This window comes from Streptomyces sp. NPDC052114, assembly GCF_040680155.1.
Classification (GTDB): Bacteria; Actinomycetota; Actinomycetes; order Streptomycetales; family Streptomycetaceae; genus Streptomyces.
Genome location: NZ_JBFAWC010000007.1, coordinates 179,705 through 196,013, shown reverse-complemented (window position 1 = coordinate 196,013; position 16,309 = coordinate 179,705). Strand labels below are relative to the sequence as shown.

The window sequence follows — 16,309 nt, the reverse complement described above, 5'->3', positions numbered from 1 at the left end:
GTTCTACGCACAACGAACGGTCCGAGCCTCCCCCCTCGTGGCTCGGACCGTTCCGGTTCTGCGCGCGAAGAACCGCGCGAACAAGGCTAGTTGACTCTGTGTCAGTGTCCAATCACAGTAGCGACAGAGACCTATCGACATATTTATAGTTGGGCGCGCCCTGAGGGCAGGGAGGGGAGGGACGCCGCCATGGATCTGGCCCTGCTGCGCACCTTCGTGACGGTGCACCGGGCCGGCTCCTTCACGCGCGCGGCAGCACTGCTGGGACTCTCCCAGCCCGCCGTGACCTCGCAGATCCGCACGCTGGAGCGGCAGCTGGGCCGCCCGCTGTTCCTGCGCCAGGCCCGTGGCGTGACGCCCACGACCATCGGCGACGAGCTCGCCCACAAGGCCGCCCCGCATCTGGACGCCCTGGTGGAGATCGCCGAGTCCGGGCTCGACGAGGACTCGGCGGTGCGCACGCTCCACCTCGCGGGCCCTCCGGAGTTCACCGCGGAACGCGCCCTGCCCGCCCTTGCCACGCTGACCGGCCAGGACGGCCACGGCTACGCCCTGCGCGCCTCGTTCGGCACCGCCGACGAGGTCCTCGACGGGCTCGCCGCCGGACACCACGACCTGGCCATCACCACGGCCCGGCCACGCGGCGCGCTGCTCACCGCGACACCTCTCTGCGACGAGGAGCACGTCCTGGTCGCGGGAAAGCGCTGGGCCGCCCACGTCGGTCCGGGCACACCGCGCCGCAGGGGAGCTCCGTCACTGGAGAACCTTCCGCTGATCGAGGTGCACGAGTCGCTGCCGTTCGTCTCGCGCTACTGGGCGGCGGTCTTCGACGCCCGCCCCACGGCGTCCGGCGCCGTCATCGTGCCGGATCTGCGCGCGGTCCTCGCCTGCGCGGCCGCGGGCGCCGGCCTGGCCGTACTGCCCCGCTATCTGTGCGCCGAGGCTCTCAGGAGCGGCGACGTCGTCGCGCTGCTCGACCCCACGGTGCCGCCGCTGCGCACGTACTTTCTGGTGGTGCGCGCGGGCACGCTCGCGATGCCGCACATCGCGCGGGCGCACGAGTGGCTGCTGCGTGCCGCCGTCCACTGGGCTTGATGGAGGTCGCCGATGGTTCGCGATGTTTCACGTGGAACAGTCCGGGCCACATTTCACCCATGACCGTCCGACCCGTGGTCAAGCGCACCGCACGTGCCGTCCTGCTGGACGGAGACGACCTGATCCTGATCAAGCGGACCAAGCCCGGCGTCGATCCGTACTGGGTCACCCCGGGCGGTGGAGTGGAGCCCGAGGACGCCACCGTCGTCGACGCGCTGCACCGCGAGGTCCACGAGGAGCTCGGCGCCAAGGTCACCGACGTCGTGCCCTGTTTCGTCGACACCGTGGAGCACATCGGTGAGGACGGCGGGGCCACCGGTGTGAAGGTGCAGCACTTCTTCGTCTGCCGCCTGGAGTCCATGAACACCGGCCTGCGGCACGGCCCCGAGATCGAGGAGCCGTGCGGCGAGTACGAGATCGTGCACGTGCCCTTCACCCGGGTCGGCATCGCCTCGGTCCATCTCGTACCGCTGTCGCTGCGGCACTACCTCGACGGCAACATCGAGGGCGTACGCGCGATGCACGCCCCCGACCTGGGCTGAGCTCTCCTCACGGAGCCTGCCCTCGTCTCGCTTCGTCAGCTTCCGTGCGCCACCAGGTCCTCGACGGAGTCGTGGCGAATCCTTCCCTCAGGGATGCCGACGTCGCGCAGGGCGTCCACGCCACTGCGGATCATGCCGGGCGGTCCCGATAGGTACGCGTCGTACTCGTTCCAGGGGCCGTACTCGCGCACGGCGTCCGGCAGTTGGGCCTGCTGGTCGACGATCGGGCGGACGGCGAGCCAGGGGTGGCTCTGCTGGAGCCGCAGCATCGTGTCGATGTCGTACAGGTCGTGATCGGTGCGAGCGCCGTAGAACACCTCGACGGGGCGCCGTCTGCCGTGCTCGGCGACGTCCTCGACCAGGGCCTTGATGGGTGCGATGCCGGTGCCGCCGCCCAGACAGAGCAGGCCGCTGTCGGTGGTGTGGTCGACGGTCATCGAACCGGAGGGTGGGCCGAGCCGCAGGACGTCGCCGGGACGGGCGTGGTGCACCAGGGCATTGGAGACCCAGCCGGCCGGCACGGCCTTGACGTGGAAGGACAGCAGCCCGTCGGAGCGGGGTGCCGACGCGAAGGAGTAGTGCCGCCATATCCGCGGCCACCAGGGCGTCTCCAGGCTGGTGTACTGCCCGGCGAGGAACGGGTACGGCTGATCGGGACGGACCGTGACGACGGCTATGTCCGGGGTCCTGAGGTCGTGCGAGACGACCTCGGCGTACCACCAGGCGGGGGCACGCAGTTCGTCCTCGGCGGCCGCGTCGATCATGACCTGGGAGATGGTGGTGTACGTCCGGACCCAGGCGGCCTCGGTCTCCTCGTCCCAGACGGCGCTCGCGTACCGGCTCAAGGAGCCGATCAGGCACTCACCGACGGCCGGATAGTGCTCGGGCCGAGTGCCGTACTTGCGGTGTCCGCGGCCGAGGTTCTTCAGGTACGAGACGAGCACGGCGGTGTCGTCGATGTGCTCGGCCGCGGTCAGCAGAGCCTTGAGGAGCCGGTCCCGCTGGGTGTCCATCGCCGCGGGGAACAGGGCGCGCAGATCGGGATGGCGGGTGAAGAGCAGCGCGTAGAAGTACGAGGTGACCTTGTCGGCCACAGGGCCGACCTCGGCCATCGTGCGCTGCACCAGGACGGCGTCGGGGGAGGCCTTCGCCGACGGCTCCGCTTGCGGGACGGGCGCGGGCGACGGGGCCGGTGCCGGTGCCGGGGCAGTCTCGGTGGGCACCGCGGGCGGTGCGCTCCTCGCGGTCGCGGCGCTCGGTGCGGGCCCCTCGGCGGTCACGGTCGGCGCGGTCGCCGGGGCGGCTATTCGCTCGCCGGCGCGCTCGTGTGCGGGTGCGGGCTCGGGGCCGGGCCTGGATGCGCCGGACTGCCGCGGAACGCCCTCCTCCTGCCGCTGGGACGGCCTGCGCGGGGTGAACCAGCCGCCCCCGTCACCGGCAGTGCCGTCGTCCGCCGACGTGGTGGTCGGAGCCTCCATGCTGTGCCTCGCCTCGAACATCTCTCGGTCGGTCTGCGCACTTCCGGTCGGAAGCTGCCTGCTTTCCTCGCTCTGCCTCGATGGCCGATACGGCCACATTGAACCTCGGGTTCCGGGACCCTACGGACAAGTAGGTAGAGAATGTGACATTGGCCGCAGTCCCTCACTGCAGCATCCCATTCACCGCCGACGCGCCGGTCGTATTACGAGAAGTACGGGTTCTGGATCTCTTGGGCCCGTTAGGCTTCATTGACCTGCGTTGTGCCCCCCAGAGTGCGAAGAAGCGCACCCGGCTCGAATCGGAGTCGACCATACCGGCAGGCGCCGGGCACACAAGCCCCCCTTCCCTTCACCCTGAATTCAATGCGCCGGACTGCCCATTGCCTCAATTACCGGGCGTGCCGCACCAATTCGTACGCCTTACGCAGATCCCGCCCGACATAGGAGTGGGTGGCCACTCCCACCAGCCGTTGGTCCGCATTGACGGCCACGGAAACCGGCACGGCACCGAACAAGTCGAGGTCGGAAAACGAGTCGCCGTACGCGACGCAATCGCCCAGGCCCACCCCGAACTCTTCACAGAGCCGGTTCGCGATCTTCACCTTGGCCGCCGGGTCGAGGATGCCCGTCGGATCGACGGGCTCGGTGAACGGCACGGCCGGGAAGAGCGACCCGTGCGCGGCATGCGCGCCCCACCCGAGGAGCCGCTCCACGAAGAAGGACGGAGACAGGGACACCACCGCGCAATAGTCACCGCCCTCACGGATCTCGGCCCAGGTGTCCCGGATGCCGGACAGCCAGGGCGCCCCCTCGAAGGCCGCCGTCACCTGCGCGTCCGTGAGGTCCGCCCACAGCGCATGCACCCGCACCGCATACGTCGGCGAGTCGATGTGCCCCGCCACGAAGTCCCGCTCCAGCTCGGCGATCTCCTGGTCCAGGCCGAGCTGCCGGGAGATCTCCACGGGCGCCGCAGTGCCGTGCAGCAGCGTTCCGTCCATGTCGAAGAGATGTAGGCGTGCCATGTACGCCGAGGCTAGTACCCGCGGTTACTCCCGCTGTCAGACGCCCCTGTCGACTCTGCTTGGCACCGTGTTTCACGTGAAACTAAGCCGCCCCGCACGTCGGGCCACCCTGGTTGTCCATGTCGTCGGCGCAGCCGGCTGGCTCGGGCTCACGCTCGGGCTGCTCGCTCTCGCCCTGCCCGCGGTCACGACGGAATCCCCCGGGAGCATCGAGGCCTCCGTCCGCTCGATGAAGGTCTTCACGGACTGGCTGGTACTCCCCCTAGCTCTGCTCACCCTGCTGAGCGGACTGCTGCTGTCCCTGGGCACGCCCTGGGGGCTGGCCAGGCATCGCTGGGTCTATGCGAAGTTCTGGCTGACGCTGGCCACCACCGTCGCGTCTGCCTTCTCGCTGCGCCCAGGCGTCGACGCCACGGCCGCGACCGTGGCGGCAGGCGACCCCCTGACGGATCCGAGCGGCCTGATCGCAGGCCCCATCGTCTCGCTCAGCGCCTATCTCTTCATGACGGTCATCTCGGTGCTCAAGCCCTGGGGGCTCACCCGGCGCGGGCGGAAGCAACGCGGCGAAAAGCAACGTGCTTCTGCCCACAAACGGGTGGACGCCGAGGACGTACGTCAGACAGCCTGACCCGGGTGTCGACACCTTCCCTCTCCGCACTGCCCATCCGCCGGCTCACCCCCCGCGATCTGAAGGCCTGCGCCGACCTGTCCGATGACCGGGACTGGCCCCGCGAGGAACACAAGTGGGGCCTGCTGCTCTCGGCCGGAACGGGCTACGGCATCGACGACCCCGACGGCAACGGCCTGATCGGTGCCTATGTCGTGACCCGGTACGGCCCTCAGGAACGCCCCGGTCTGGCGGCGATCGGCATGGTCCTCGTCGCCGAGCGATACGCCCGCCGGGGCATCGGCCGCCGCCTGATGCAGCACGCCGTCGAAGAGTCGGCCACCACCCCGCTCACGCTCCACGCCACCCCGAACGGCCGCCCGCTCTACGAGCAGCTCGGCTTCAAGACGATCGGCCGCGCCGAGATGGTCCGGGGCCGCTTCGCCCCGACCGGCCCGCTGCCCGATGTCGCCACCCGGGCCGCCACCGCGGAGGACCTGACCGGCATCCTCCGGCTCGACACCGAGGTCTTCGGCCAGGACCGCACGCACGTGATCGCCCGGCTGCCCGCCTTCACCGACCAGCTCCGGGTCGCGGAGGCCGGCGGCGAGATCATCGGCTACGCGGGCGCCTGGCCGAACATGGAGACCCATGTCGTGGGCCCGCTCATCGCCCGCGACACCGAGACCGCGAAGGCCCTCGTCGCCTCGCTCGCCGCCCACACCCACCGTCCGCTGCGCACGGACATCGACGTACGGCACGAAGAGCTCCTGGCATGGGTGAAGGAGAACGGTCTCGAGTCCGTCGCCTTCAACTCCGTGATGGCGTACGGCACTCCGGAGCTGCCCGGCGACTGGACCCGCCGCTTCGCACCGCTCACGGTCGCGGCCGGCTGACCCCGCCGCCGCACCTCGAAAGGCCCGCCCCCCGAAGGGAGCGGGCCTTTCGCATGCGTCGCCGGTGCGCCTTTCGCAGGCGTTACGCGAGAGCCTCCACGGCCGCCGTCGCGAAGCCGTGGTCCTGCTCCGGAGCACCGCCACCGACGCCGATCGCACCGATCAGACGGCCGTCGCGGTGGACCGGTATGCCGCCCGCGATGAAGAGCAGCGGCCGGTCGAGGGCGGTGGGCAGGGTGTGGAAGAGACCGCCGGGCTGTACCGCGTCGACGAGGTCGGCGGTCGGGGCGTTCAGCTGGAGGGCGGTGTAGGCCTTGCGCGTGCTGGTCTCGCCGGAGATCAGCACGGCCCGGTCGTCGCGCCGGAAGGCGAGGAGGTGGCCGCCCGCGTCGAGGACGGTGACGCTGACCGTGACACCGGCTTCCTCGGCCGCGCGACGGGCAGTGGTGACCAGTGCCTCGGCGTCCTCGATGGTCAGTGGGGCGACGGCAGCGGTGGTGGTGCTCATGAGGGGTTTCTCCTTGAGGGGTGGTGCTGTGGTGGAACGGAGGTGATTCAGGAGGTCAGTGGGGGCCAGGAGCCCGGTGCGGGGGAGCCGGGAGGTCAGTGGTGGACCGGGGTGGCCCGCTCGACGGGCGCCGCACCGGTCACGACCAGGCTCGAAGCGCTGGAGTGGCGCTCCAGGGCGGCCGAGACGAGGGCCAGGACGAGGGCGGAGGCGGCGAGGACCGCGCCGACCCAGTTCGGGGCGGTGTAGCCGAGGCCTGCGGAGATGACGAGCCCGCCCAGCCAGGCCGACAGCGCGTTGCCCAGGTTGAAGGCGCCGATGTTGACCGCGGAGGCGAGCGTCGGGGCGCCCGAGGCGTAGTCCAGGACCCGCTTCTGCAGCGGCGGCACGGTCGCGAAGCCCAGGGCCCCGATCAGCATGACCGTGACGGCGGCGGCGATCTTGTTGTGCGCGGTGAGGGTGAACAGGGCGAGCACCAGGGCGAGGGAGCCCAGTGACACGTACAGCATCGGCATCAGGGCGCGGTCCGCGAACCGGCCGCCGACGAGGTTGCCGCCGACCATGCCGAGGCCGAAGAGGACGAGCAGCCAGGTGACGGAGGAGTCCGCGTAGCCGGCGACGTCGGTCATCATCGGCGTGATGTAGGTGATGGCCGCGAAGACACCGCCGAAGCCGAGGACCGTCATCGCCATGGCGAGCAACACCTGTACGTTGCGGAAGGCGCCGATCTCGTCGCGCAGCCGTACGCCTTCGGGCTTGGGCAGGTCCGGCACGAGCTTGGCGACACCGGCGAGGCCGAGGACGCCGAGGGCGGCGACGATCACGAAGGTGATCCGCCAGCCGATGGCCTGGCCGACGAAGGTGCCGAGCGGCACACCGATGACGTTGGCGACCGTGAGGCCCGAGAACATCATGGCGATGGCCCCCGCCTTCTTCTCCGGTGCCACCAGTTCGGCCGCGACGACCGAGCCGATGCCGAAGAAGGCGCCGTGGGCGAGCGAGGCGACGATGCGGCCCGCCAGCATCACGCCGAAGGCCGGGGCCACGGCGGAGAGCAGGTTGCCGACGATGAAGAGTCCCATCAGCAGCATCAGCATCCGCTTGCGGGAGACGCGCGTGCCGAGGGCGGTCATCAGGGGGGCGCCGAGCACGACGCCGAGGGCATAGCCGGTCACGAGGAAGCCGGCCGTGGGGATGGAGACGCCGAAGTCACCCGCGACCTCGGGGAGCAGTCCCATGATCACGAACTCGGTGGTTCCGATTCCGAAAGCCCCGATCGCGAGGGCCAGAAGCGCGAGAGGCATGGATCTACCTTCCAGACGGTTGCAGGTGCGCTTAGCGTGCGTCCACAATAGTTGCACGCGCTGGTTAATTGCAAGCGCCGGATATTGCACCGGTGGATTACTCTGGGTGCAGCCGCTCCGGGACGGAGGAACAACAGCCATGACAGCGACAGACCCCGCGCTGACCGCGCTCGCACAGAGCTGGTGCGCGCTCTCCCTGCTCCACGGGAAGATCGAGGCCCATGTAGAGCGCGCTCTCCAGGCCAAGCACGGCCTGAGCGTGCGCGAGTACAGCCTCCTCGACGTCCTCAACCGTCAGCACGACGGAGAGGGCGGCCACCTGCAGATGAAGCAGGTCGCCGACGCCGTGGTGCTCAGCCAGAGCGCGACCACGCGCCTGGTCACCCGCCTCGAGGAGCGCGGACTGCTGTCCCGCTACCTGTGCCCGACCGACCGGCGCGGCATCTACACGGACGTGAGCGCGGCCGGCACCGCACTGCTCGACCAGGCCCGCCCCACCAACGACGCCGCCCTGCGCGAGGCCCTCGACGAGGCCGCGCAGAACCCGGAGCTCGCGCCGCTGGTCAAGGCCGTCGAGACACTGCGCGTGCCCGCCTAGGAATGCCCACGGGCACCTGCCCTCGGAGCGGCCGGTCCGCATAAGCTGCGGCCATGGGAGATCTTGAAATACGTCCTGCCGTCACCGAGGATCTGCCCGCCATCGTGGGCATGCTCGCCGACGACCCGCTGGGCGCCGCACGTGAGTCGCCGGACGACCTCACTCCGTACGTCACCGCGTTCGAGCGGCTGGCCGGCGACCCGAACCAGCATCTGGTCGTCGCCGTACGCGAGGGCCGTGTCGTCGGCACGCTCCAGCTCACGATCGTTCCGGGGCTCTCCCGGAAGGGCTCCACGCGGTCGATCATCGAGGGCGTGCGCGTCCACGCCGATGAGCGCGGCAGCGGGCTCGGCACGCGGTTCATCGAGTGGGCCGTCGAGGAATCCCGTCGCCAGAACTGCCAGTTGGTGCAGCTGACCTCCGACGCCACCCGCACCGACGCCCACCGCTTCTACGAGCGGCTCGGGTTCGAGGCGTCGCACGTGGGCTTCAAGCTGCAGCTCTGAGAGGGCGGTGCGCGGCGCTTCCGTGGCCGCGGTTGATGGGCTCGGCCGATGTGGTGGAGGGGCTGTTTCACGTGAAACAGCCCCTCCAGGTAGATCCCTCCAGGTAGACCCCTCCAGCGAAACCGCTCTGGCGAGCCCCCTCCAGTGGGATCCCGTTCCGCCGCTAGAAGCCGCGCCACCCCTGCGGGTCCACCCCGCCCGGAACCGGCGCCCCCGCGTCGTACGGCTCGCGGGTGAAGACGAACGACCCCAGGTCGAGGTGGCTCACCGAACCGTCCGGCCGCCGTACCGCCCGCAACAGCTCGCCCGCGTAGTAGCCGTTGAGCCCCGTCCACGTACCGTCGCCATTGGACCGGAACCGGGCCTGGCGTCCCGCACCGGAGAGCGGGCCGAGCTCGACTCCGCCGTCGGCCGTCAGCCGGAGCGCGAGCACCTGGGTCCCCCAGTACCAGGGACCCGTCAACTCCAGTACCTTCTCGTCGACTTCGGGCAGCGGGCGCCACGGCTCCGGGATACGGGGTTCGGCCTCGGCAACGATCTTCACCAGGTCCGCGGCCAGCGTCCCCATCAGCGGCCCGGACGTGCAGTTGGCGAGGGCCACCGCGGCGACGCCTTCCTGCTCGCTCACCCACAGCGAAGCCAGGAAGCCCGGCAGCGAGCCGGTGTGCCCGGCCAGCCCGATCCCCTCCCAGCGCAGCAGGTCCATGCCCAGGCCGTACGACCTGTCCCATTCCCCCGGCTGCGAGGGTCCCGCGGGCGTCCGCATCTCCCGCACGGACTCCGCGCCGAGGACCCGGTCGTCGCCCTTCACCAGGAACCATGCGAAGCGCGCCAGGTCCGCCGTCGTGGACCACAACTGACCGGCCGGAGCCATCAGGCCCAGGTCCTCGACGGGCTCCGGCATCATCACGTCCGCCCAGGGATGCACGGCCCAGCCGCCCGCGTGCGGGGCCTCGGGCTGCGCGCTCGTACGGCTCAGCCCCAGCGGCTCCAGGATCTCCCGGCGCAGCACGTCCTCCCACGGGGCGCCCCGCAGGGCCTCCACCAGCGATCCGAGCAACGTATAGCCGGGGTTGGAGTAGTGGTGGCGGCGGCCGACGGGGTGCTTGAAGGGGTGCTCGCCGAGGACGTCGGCGAGCTCGGGGCGCGTCGTGCCGGGGGTGCGCTCCCACCACTCGCCCGGCGTCTCGGCCGCCAACCCACCCGTGTGCGCGAGGAGTTCGGCGATGGTGGCCTCGCCCGCGCCGGTCCCCGGCAGATGCTTCTCCAGCGGATCACCCAGGTCCAGCACCCCCTCGTCCCGCAGCCGCATCACCAGCACGGCGGTGAAGGTCTTGGTGATCGAACCGATGCGGTACTGGACGTTCTCGTCCGGCTCGTGCCCGTCCACCATGCTGCGGCCGCCGCTCCACACCAGCTCACCGTCGCGGGCCACCGAGGCGACCACCGAGGGGGCCCGGCCCTCCGTCTGCGCGGTGGCGATGCGGTGCAGCAGGGCTCGGCGGGTGGTGGGGAGCAGCTCTTCATGGGGTGTCGTCATGGGACCAGTTCACCTGGGAGACGTCGGTTGGTCGAGCGAATTCGACGGCGATCCCGACACCGGCGCCCACAGTCCGGCGGCCGTGCCGTCACGCACGTGCTGTTCGTAGACGGCGACCTTCCCCTGGATGACGTCCAGGCAGGCGCTGAGGTCGTCGATCCTGGCGCGTACGTCGCGTTCGTGCTCCTGGAGCAGCGCGAGCCGTTCACGCTCATTGCCGGGCCCCGAGCGGACGAGCGCCGCGAACCTCTTGACCGTGGCGATCGGCATCCCCGAGTCGCGCAGCCGCCCGCACAGCAACAGCCAGTCCACATCCGCCTGTTCATAGACCCGCTGGCCGCCGCCGGAGCGCGGGATGTCGCGCAGGAAGAGCCCCTCGCGCTCGAAGAACCGCAGCGCGTGCACGCTCAGACCGGTCGCCTCGGCGACCTTGCCTATGGGCAGACCGCCCTCGCCCGCTCTTCCACCGGCAGGACCGGCCGCATTGTCACTCATGCCACGACCGTACGGCCGTGCCGATCCCTTGACCTAGCGCGCGGTCTAGGTCCTAGCGTCGCGGACATGATCACAGCACAGCGGAAGCTCGGCACCGGTTTCGGCGCCCGCAGCACGGCCGACGACGTCCTCGCCGGCATCGACCTGACGGGCACCACCGCCCTGGTCACCGGCGGATACTCCGGCCTCGGGCTGGCGACCACCCGCGCGCTCGTCCGCGCCGGTGCGCACGTCGTCGTACCGGCGCGCCGCCCCGACACCGCCGAAGAGGCCCTGCGCGGCATACCGCGGACCGAGGTGCACGCCCTCGACCTGGCCGACCTGGACAGCGTCCGTACCTTCTCCGGACGCTTCCTGGAGACCGGCCGCTCCCTCGACGTCCTCATCAACGGCGCGGGCGTGATGGCCTGCCCCGAGTCCCGTCTCGGTCCGGGCTGGGAGGCGCACTTCGCGATCAACCACCTCGGGCACTTCGCGCTCACCCAGCACCTGCGGCCGGCCTTCACCCCCGGCAGGGCCCGGGTGGTGGCCGTCGCGTCCTCCGGACACTTCCTGTCGGACATCCGCTGGGACGACCTCCACTTCCGTACCGGCTACGACCGATGGCTGGCGTACGCCCAGTCCAAGACCGCCAACGCCCTCTTCGCCCGCCACCTCGACCGACTCGGCGCCGCGCAGGGCCTGCATGCCTTCGCCGTGCACCCCGGCAGCATCCTCACGCCGCTGCAGCGCCACATTCCCCGCGAGGAGTGGCACGCCCAGGGCTGGGTGACCGAGGACGGCACCCCCGCCGACGGGTTCAAGACCCCTGAGCAGGGCGCGGCGACGGCTGTGTGGGCGGCGACGTCGCCACTCCTCGACGGCCACGGAGGGGCGTACTGCCAGGACTGCGACATCGCCGAACCGGCCGCCACCGACGACATGCTCATCGGCGGCGTCAAGCCGTGGGCCGTCGATCCCGACGCCGCGTCCCGCCTCTGGGACCTCTCCTGCGAACTCACCGGACTCAGCGCGTTCTGAGCCGCTGCACCCGCTTCCCGGGCCCGCGTCAGATTTCCTGGAGCCGCGCCACGCGCGTGGTTCAGTCCTGCTCCGCCGCGCCGTCCGCCGAGTGGGGCAGCAGGGGGAACAGGCGGGTGATGAGAGCGACCGGCAGAGCCCCGTCGGGCCGGGCCAGCGGGCGCTGTTCGCGGTCCTGGTAGGGCGCGAGCGCCCGCCGGACGGCGTCCGCGACCCGGCTCATCTCGTCGGGGGTCAGATAGGCGATGGCGCTGAAGGCCTCGTCGTGACGCCACTCGGCCGGTGCCGCGTCCCGCTGGGCCAGCCACCGCTGCCAGCTCTCGTCCTCGAGTCCGCGGGCCAGGTCGCCGAACCCGGCCTCCGCCGCGGCCTCGCCGTCGGCGGGAGTGTGCCGCTTCAGCCGCCAGGGCCGTACGCGGCCGCCGCTGTGGGGCGCCTCCTCGATGAACCCGTGGCGCGCGAGCTGCCGCAGATGGAAGGAGCAGAGGCCAGAGCTGTGGCCCAGCCGGGAGGCGGCTTCGGTCGCTGTGACGGTGCCGACTTCGGCGAGCAGACCCAGGAGGGCGGTGCGGACTTCGTGCTCGCGCAGCTCGCCGTCTCCGGTGCCACCAGTGCCGCTGGAGTCCGGGCGGTGGTTGACATCATCTTCAGTCACTTTGCAAACTCTGCTACTTTGCAAAGCTCTTGGCAAGCACGACGAAGGGGAGGCAGTCATGTCTGTTCAGCACGAGGGATCCCGTCCGGTCGACCGGCGAGTCCGCGTCCAGGGCAGCCCCGTCGACAGCTTCCCGACCCTGCCGCCCGAGGCGGAACGGGGCTCGGTCCGCAGGATCACCGTGGTGGGCGAGGACGTGCTGGGCCGCCCCTGCCGGGACGTGACGGAGTTCGGTACCGCGGAGCTGTCGACGCTGATCGACGACATGTTCCTGACCATGTACGTGGCCGACGGCGCCGGTCTCGCCGCCAACCAGGTCGGCGTCGATCTGCGCCTGTTCGTCTACGACTGCCCGGACGACCAGGGCATCCGGCACGTCGGCCACATCGCCAACCCCGTTCTGGAGCTGCCCGATCCGGCCGACCGGCGGCTCTTGGACGACTTCGAGGGCTGCCTGTCCGTCCCCGGCGCCACCATGGAGGTCCCCCGCACCGACCGTGCCGTCGTCCGCGGCTCCGACAAGGACGGCAAACCCGTGGTCGTCGAGGGAACGGGCTACTTCGCCCGATGCCTGCAACACGAGTTCGACCACCTCGTCGGCCACACCTACCTCGACCGGCTCTCCAAGCGGGACCGCAAGGACGCCCTGCGACAGATGGACAGCCGCCAGGACGACGTCTTCGCCCAGCGCGCGAGCAGGGCAGCCGAACTGGCCGGCTAGGCATCCGCCGCCGGGGCAGCCGTCCGGCCCCGGATCAGGTCTGCGCCATGTCCACGAAGCGCGAGTAGTGGCCCTGGAAGGCGACGGTGATCGTCGCCGTCGGGCCGTTACGGTGCTTGCCCACGATGATGTCCGCCTCGCCCGCGCGGGGCGACTCCTTCTCGTAGGCGTCCTCGCGGTGCAGCAGGATCACCATGTCCGCGTCCTGCTCGATCGAGCCGGATTCACGCAGGTCGGAGACCATCGGCTTCTTGTCCGTACGCTGCTCGGGGCCACGGTTCAGCTGGGACAGCGCGATCACCGGGAGCTCCAGCTCCTTGGCCAGCAGCTTGAGGTTTCGCGACATGTCGGAGACCTCCTGCTGGCGGCTCTCGGACCGCTTGCCGCCCGACTGCATCAGCTGCAGATAGTCGATGACGACGAGCTTCAGGTCGTTGCGCTGCTTGAGCCGACGGCACTTGGCGCGGATCTCCATCATCGACAGGTTCGGGGAGTCGTCGATGTAGAGCGGCGCGGCCGAGACGTCCGGCATGCGCCGGGCGAGCCGGGTCCAGTCCTCGTCGGTCATCGTGCCGGAGCGCATGTGGTGCAGCGCCACCCGGGCCTCGGCGGAGAGCAGACGCATCGCGATCTCGTTGCGCCCCATTTCGAGCGAGAAGATCACGCTCGGCATGTTGTGCTTGATCGAACAGGCGCGCGCGAAGTCGAGGGCCAGTGTCGACTTACCCATGGCGGGACGGGCCGCGATGATGATCATCTGGCCCGGGTGCAGACCGTTGGTGAGCTGGTCGAGGTCGGTGAAGCCGGTCGGCACGCCGGTCATCTCCCCCGACCGCGAGCCGATCGCCTCGATCTCGTCGAGGGCGCCCTCCATGATGTCGCCGAGCGGCAGGTAGTCCTCGGCGGTGCGCTGCTCGGTGACCGCGTAGATCTCGGCCTGGGCGCTGTTGACGATCTCGTCGACGTCGCCGTCGGCCGCGTATCCCATCTGCGTGATGCGGGTACCGGCCTCGACGAGACGGCGCAGGACCGCGCGCTCGTGGACGATCTCCGCGTAGTACTCGGCGTTCGCCGCGGTCGGGACCGTCTGGACCAGGGTGTGCAGATACGATGCGCCGCCGACCTTGGTGATCTCACCGCGCTTGGTCAGCTCGGCCGCCACGGTGATCGGGTCGGCCGGCTCGCCCTTCGCGTACAGGTCGAGGATCGAGGCGTAGATCGTCTCGTGCGCGGGGCGGTAGAAGTCGTGGCCCTTGAGGACCTCCACGACATCGGCGATGGCGTCCTTGGACAGCAGCATGCCGCCGAGCACCGACTGCTCCGCGTCGAGATCCTGCGGGGGAACGCGCTCGAAGGACGAACCTCCGCCGTCCCACCCGCCCTCGCGGCCGCGCTCGTGCTGCTCGTCGCGGCCGCCCCGGCCACCGTCGCGGCGCTGGCGGGAGACGGGCAGACGATCACTGGGACCGCTGTCGGCCCAGGGGTCGTCCAAAGGCTCGGAGATACTCACCGGGCCACCTCCTCCCGTCCGCCGAGCGGACCTCGCCGTGCCCCTCTTTCCTATGGCACGACACTGACAAATAAGGGGGCCCAACTCCGGTTCTGACGCGTCGGTTTTGCTGGGTTTCCGAGGTCGTACGACGAGGCGGGCGCCGGACCACGTTAGGCCTGTGGGCACCGTCAGCCAATCTGGTTATCCACAGGCGGTGTGGATGACGGGCCCGATGCTGTGGAGAACCCCGCCAAACCTGTGCACGGCCCGGTGGACAGCCCTGTGAACAAGCCCTCAGGCAGTCCGAGAAATCCCCTCTGACCTGCGACTTTCCCATCCACCGGCTGTGCAGAAGAAAAACTTTCCCAGTCGGACCAAGATCGACGCAAACGGCGCGCCGCGGAGCATCCGGCGAGAGCTCTGGTAAGGGTCCAAAGAACATTGCATCTCTTACCTGTGGAAGATTAGATTGGTGCCCATGACACAGGCTCCCGCGGCGCCCAAGGCCGCCCGGCGAAGACACGACCGAGAGATCATCGCGCTCGCCGTCCCCGCTTTCGGCGCACTCGTCGCCGAGCCCCTCTTCGTCATGGCGGACAGCGCCATCGTCGGCCACCTCGGCACCGCCCAACTGGCCGGCCTCGGTGTCGCCTCGGCCCTCCTCACCACCGCGGTGAGCGTCTTCGTCTTCCTGGCCTACGCCACCACGGCCGCCGTCGCCCGCAGAGTGGGCGCCGACGACCTCCAGGCCGCCATCCGCCAGGGCATGGACGGCATCTGGCTCGCCCTGCTGCTCGGCGCCGCCGTCATCGCCGTCGTCCTGCCCACCGCGCCGGCGCTCGTGGAACTCTTCGGCGCCTCGGACACCGCTGCCCCCTACGCCGTCACGTATCTGCGGATCTCCTCCCTCGGTATCCCCGCCATGCTCGTGGTGCTCGCCGCCACCGGAGTACTGCGCGGCCTCCAGGACACCAGGACCCCGCTGTACGTCGCGATCGGCGGCTTCGTCGCCAACGGCGTCCTCAACGTGGGCCTCGTCTACGGCGCGGACCTCGGCATCGCCGGCTCCGCCTGGGGCACCGTCATCGCCCAGTTCGGCATGGCCGCCGTGTACCTCTTCGTCGTCGTACGCGGCGCCCGGCGGCACGGCGCCTCGCTGCGCCCCGATGCCGCCGGCATCCGGGCCTCCGCCCAGGCCGGGGTTCCCCTTCTGGTCCGTACGCTCTCGCTGCGGGCCATCCTGATGATCGCGACCGCCGTCGCCGCCCGCCTCGGCGACGCCGACGTGGCCGCCCACCAGATCATCCTGTCCCTGTGGAGCCTGCTGGCCTTCGCCCTGGACGCCATCGCCATCGCCGGGCAGGCGATCATCGGGCGCTATCTGGGCGCCGACGATCCGGACGGCGCACGCGCCGTCTGCCGGCGGATGGTGCAGTGGGGCGTCGCCTCGGGCGTCGTCCTCGGTCTGCTGGTCGTCCTCGCCAGGCCGCTGTTCATCCCGCTCTTCACGAGTGATGCCGCCGTCCAGGACGCGGCACTGCCCGCCCTCGTGGTGGTGGCGCTCGCCCAGCCGGTCTGCGGCGTCGTCTTCGTCCTCGACGGCGTCCTGATGGGCGCGGGCGACGGTCCGTATCTCGCCTGGGCCATGCTCGCCACCCTGGCGGTCTTCACGCCGGTCGCCCTGCTCGTACCGAGCCTCGGCGGGGGTCTGACGGCCGTGTGGGGGGCGATGACGCTGATGATGGCGGTCCGGATGCTGACCCTGTGGCTGCGCTCCCGCTCCGGCCGCTGGATCGTCACGGGCGCCACGCGCTGAGCGTTTCACGCTGT

The 16,309-nt window shown here is 70.4% G+C and carries 17 protein-coding genes; 9 read left to right on the top strand and 8 right to left on the bottom strand.

Annotation, left to right across the window (positions count from 1 at the left end; all coding sequences use genetic code 11):
• Nucleotides 1–189 precede the first annotated feature (189 nt).
• On the top strand, nucleotides 190–1,095 hold the full coding sequence (locus AB0L89_RS17640) for a LysR family transcriptional regulator (protein ID WP_365141568.1): 906 nt from the start codon (nucleotides 190–192) through the stop codon (nucleotides 1,093–1,095).
• Between the two features lie 59 nt (nucleotides 1,096–1,154).
• Nucleotides 1,155–1,637: an NUDIX hydrolase gene (locus AB0L89_RS17635; RefSeq protein WP_365141565.1), complete on the top strand. Its 483-nt coding sequence runs from the start codon at nucleotides 1,155–1,157 to the stop codon at nucleotides 1,635–1,637.
• 35 nt (nucleotides 1,638–1,672) lie between these two features.
• On the opposite strand, the gene AB0L89_RS17630 is transcribed toward AB0L89_RS17635, so the two are convergent.
• Together AB0L89_RS17630 and AB0L89_RS17625 are read right to left on the bottom strand one after the other, a co-directional pair.
• A complete protein-coding gene (locus tag AB0L89_RS17630) occupies nucleotides 1,673–3,136 on the bottom strand; it encodes a globin domain-containing protein (RefSeq protein ID WP_365141563.1) in 1,464 nt (487 codons plus the stop codon).
• A 368-nt stretch (nucleotides 3,137–3,504) separates the two neighbouring features.
• Nucleotides 3,505–4,137, bottom strand: coding sequence for a haloacid dehalogenase-like hydrolase (locus tag AB0L89_RS17625; RefSeq protein WP_365141560.1), 633 nt, complete (start codon nucleotides 4,135–4,137; stop codon nucleotides 3,505–3,507).
• 76 nt (nucleotides 4,138–4,213) lie between these two features.
• Between AB0L89_RS17625 and AB0L89_RS17620 the strand changes: the two genes are divergently transcribed.
• Nucleotides 4,214–4,765, top strand: a complete 552-nt coding sequence (locus tag AB0L89_RS17620; protein WP_365141557.1) for a DUF2269 domain-containing protein — start codon at nucleotides 4,214–4,216, stop codon at nucleotides 4,763–4,765.
• Nucleotides 4,766–4,770: 5 nt separating this feature from the next.
• The gene (locus AB0L89_RS17615; protein WP_365141554.1) at nucleotides 4,771–5,640 is read left to right on the top strand and encodes a GNAT family N-acetyltransferase; all 870 of its coding nucleotides are present in this window, start codon (nucleotides 4,771–4,773) and stop codon (nucleotides 5,638–5,640) included.
• Between the two features lie 82 nt (nucleotides 5,641–5,722).
• Here AB0L89_RS17615 and AB0L89_RS17610 read toward each other — a convergent pair whose 3' ends face one another.
• On the bottom strand, nucleotides 5,723–6,148 hold the full coding sequence (locus AB0L89_RS17610) for a heme-binding protein (RefSeq protein WP_365141551.1): 426 nt from the start codon (nucleotides 6,146–6,148) through the stop codon (nucleotides 5,723–5,725).
• A gap of 95 nt (nucleotides 6,149–6,243) precedes the next feature.
• Nucleotides 6,244–7,452 (bottom strand): MFS transporter, encoded by a 1,209-nt coding sequence (locus AB0L89_RS17605; protein WP_365141548.1) that lies wholly within the window; start codon nucleotides 7,450–7,452, stop codon nucleotides 6,244–6,246.
• 139 nt (nucleotides 7,453–7,591) lie between these two features.
• Between AB0L89_RS17605 and AB0L89_RS17600 the strand changes: the two genes are divergently transcribed.
• Together AB0L89_RS17600 and AB0L89_RS17595 are read left to right on the top strand one after the other, a co-directional pair.
• The gene (locus tag AB0L89_RS17600) at nucleotides 7,592–8,050 is read left to right on the top strand and encodes a MarR family transcriptional regulator (RefSeq protein WP_365141545.1); all 459 of its coding nucleotides are present in this window, start codon (nucleotides 7,592–7,594) and stop codon (nucleotides 8,048–8,050) included.
• Nucleotides 8,051–8,103: 53 nt separating this feature from the next.
• On the top strand, nucleotides 8,104–8,556 hold the full coding sequence (locus tag AB0L89_RS17595; protein ID WP_365141542.1) for a GNAT family N-acetyltransferase: 453 nt from the start codon (nucleotides 8,104–8,106) through the stop codon (nucleotides 8,554–8,556).
• Between the two features lie 163 nt (nucleotides 8,557–8,719).
• Here the strand turns inward: AB0L89_RS17595 and AB0L89_RS17590 are convergent, their stop codons facing one another.
• Nucleotides 8,720–10,096 carry a serine hydrolase domain-containing protein gene (locus AB0L89_RS17590; RefSeq protein WP_365141539.1) on the bottom strand — a complete coding sequence of 459 codons (1,377 nt, stop codon included), beginning with the start codon at nucleotides 10,094–10,096 and terminating at the stop codon, nucleotides 8,720–8,722.
• Nucleotides 10,097–10,105: 9 nt separating this feature from the next.
• Entirely contained in the window at nucleotides 10,106–10,591 is a 486-nt protein-coding gene (locus tag AB0L89_RS17585; RefSeq protein WP_365141536.1) for a MerR family transcriptional regulator, read from the bottom strand.
• Nucleotides 10,592–10,657: 66 nt separating this feature from the next.
• Here AB0L89_RS17585 and AB0L89_RS17580 point away from each other — a divergent pair, with 66 nt between their 5' ends.
• The gene (locus tag AB0L89_RS17580; protein WP_365141533.1) at nucleotides 10,658–11,611 is read left to right on the top strand and encodes an SDR family NAD(P)-dependent oxidoreductase; all 954 of its coding nucleotides are present in this window, start codon (nucleotides 10,658–10,660) and stop codon (nucleotides 11,609–11,611) included.
• A gap of 61 nt (nucleotides 11,612–11,672) precedes the next feature.
• On the opposite strand, the gene AB0L89_RS17575 is transcribed toward AB0L89_RS17580, so the two are convergent.
• Entirely contained in the window at nucleotides 11,673–12,266 is a 594-nt protein-coding gene (locus tag AB0L89_RS17575; protein WP_365141530.1) for a helix-turn-helix domain-containing protein, read from the bottom strand.
• A gap of 58 nt (nucleotides 12,267–12,324) precedes the next feature.
• Here AB0L89_RS17575 and def point away from each other — a divergent pair, with 58 nt between their 5' ends.
• Complete coding sequence (gene def, locus AB0L89_RS17570) at nucleotides 12,325–12,987, top strand: peptide deformylase (protein ID WP_365141528.1); 663 nt, start codon at nucleotides 12,325–12,327, stop codon at nucleotides 12,985–12,987.
• Nucleotides 12,988–13,021: 34 nt separating this feature from the next.
• Here def and dnaB read toward each other — a convergent pair whose 3' ends face one another.
• Nucleotides 13,022–14,497 carry a replicative DNA helicase gene (dnaB, locus tag AB0L89_RS17565; protein WP_365141525.1) on the bottom strand — a complete coding sequence of 492 codons (1,476 nt, stop codon included), beginning with the start codon at nucleotides 14,495–14,497 and terminating at the stop codon, nucleotides 13,022–13,024.
• Nucleotides 14,498–14,957: 460 nt separating this feature from the next.
• Here dnaB and AB0L89_RS17560 point away from each other — a divergent pair, with 460 nt between their 5' ends.
• Nucleotides 14,958–16,295: an MATE family efflux transporter gene (locus AB0L89_RS17560; RefSeq protein ID WP_365141522.1), complete on the top strand. Its 1,338-nt coding sequence runs from the start codon at nucleotides 14,958–14,960 to the stop codon at nucleotides 16,293–16,295.
• The last annotated feature ends 14 nt before the right edge of the window (nucleotides 16,296–16,309 follow it).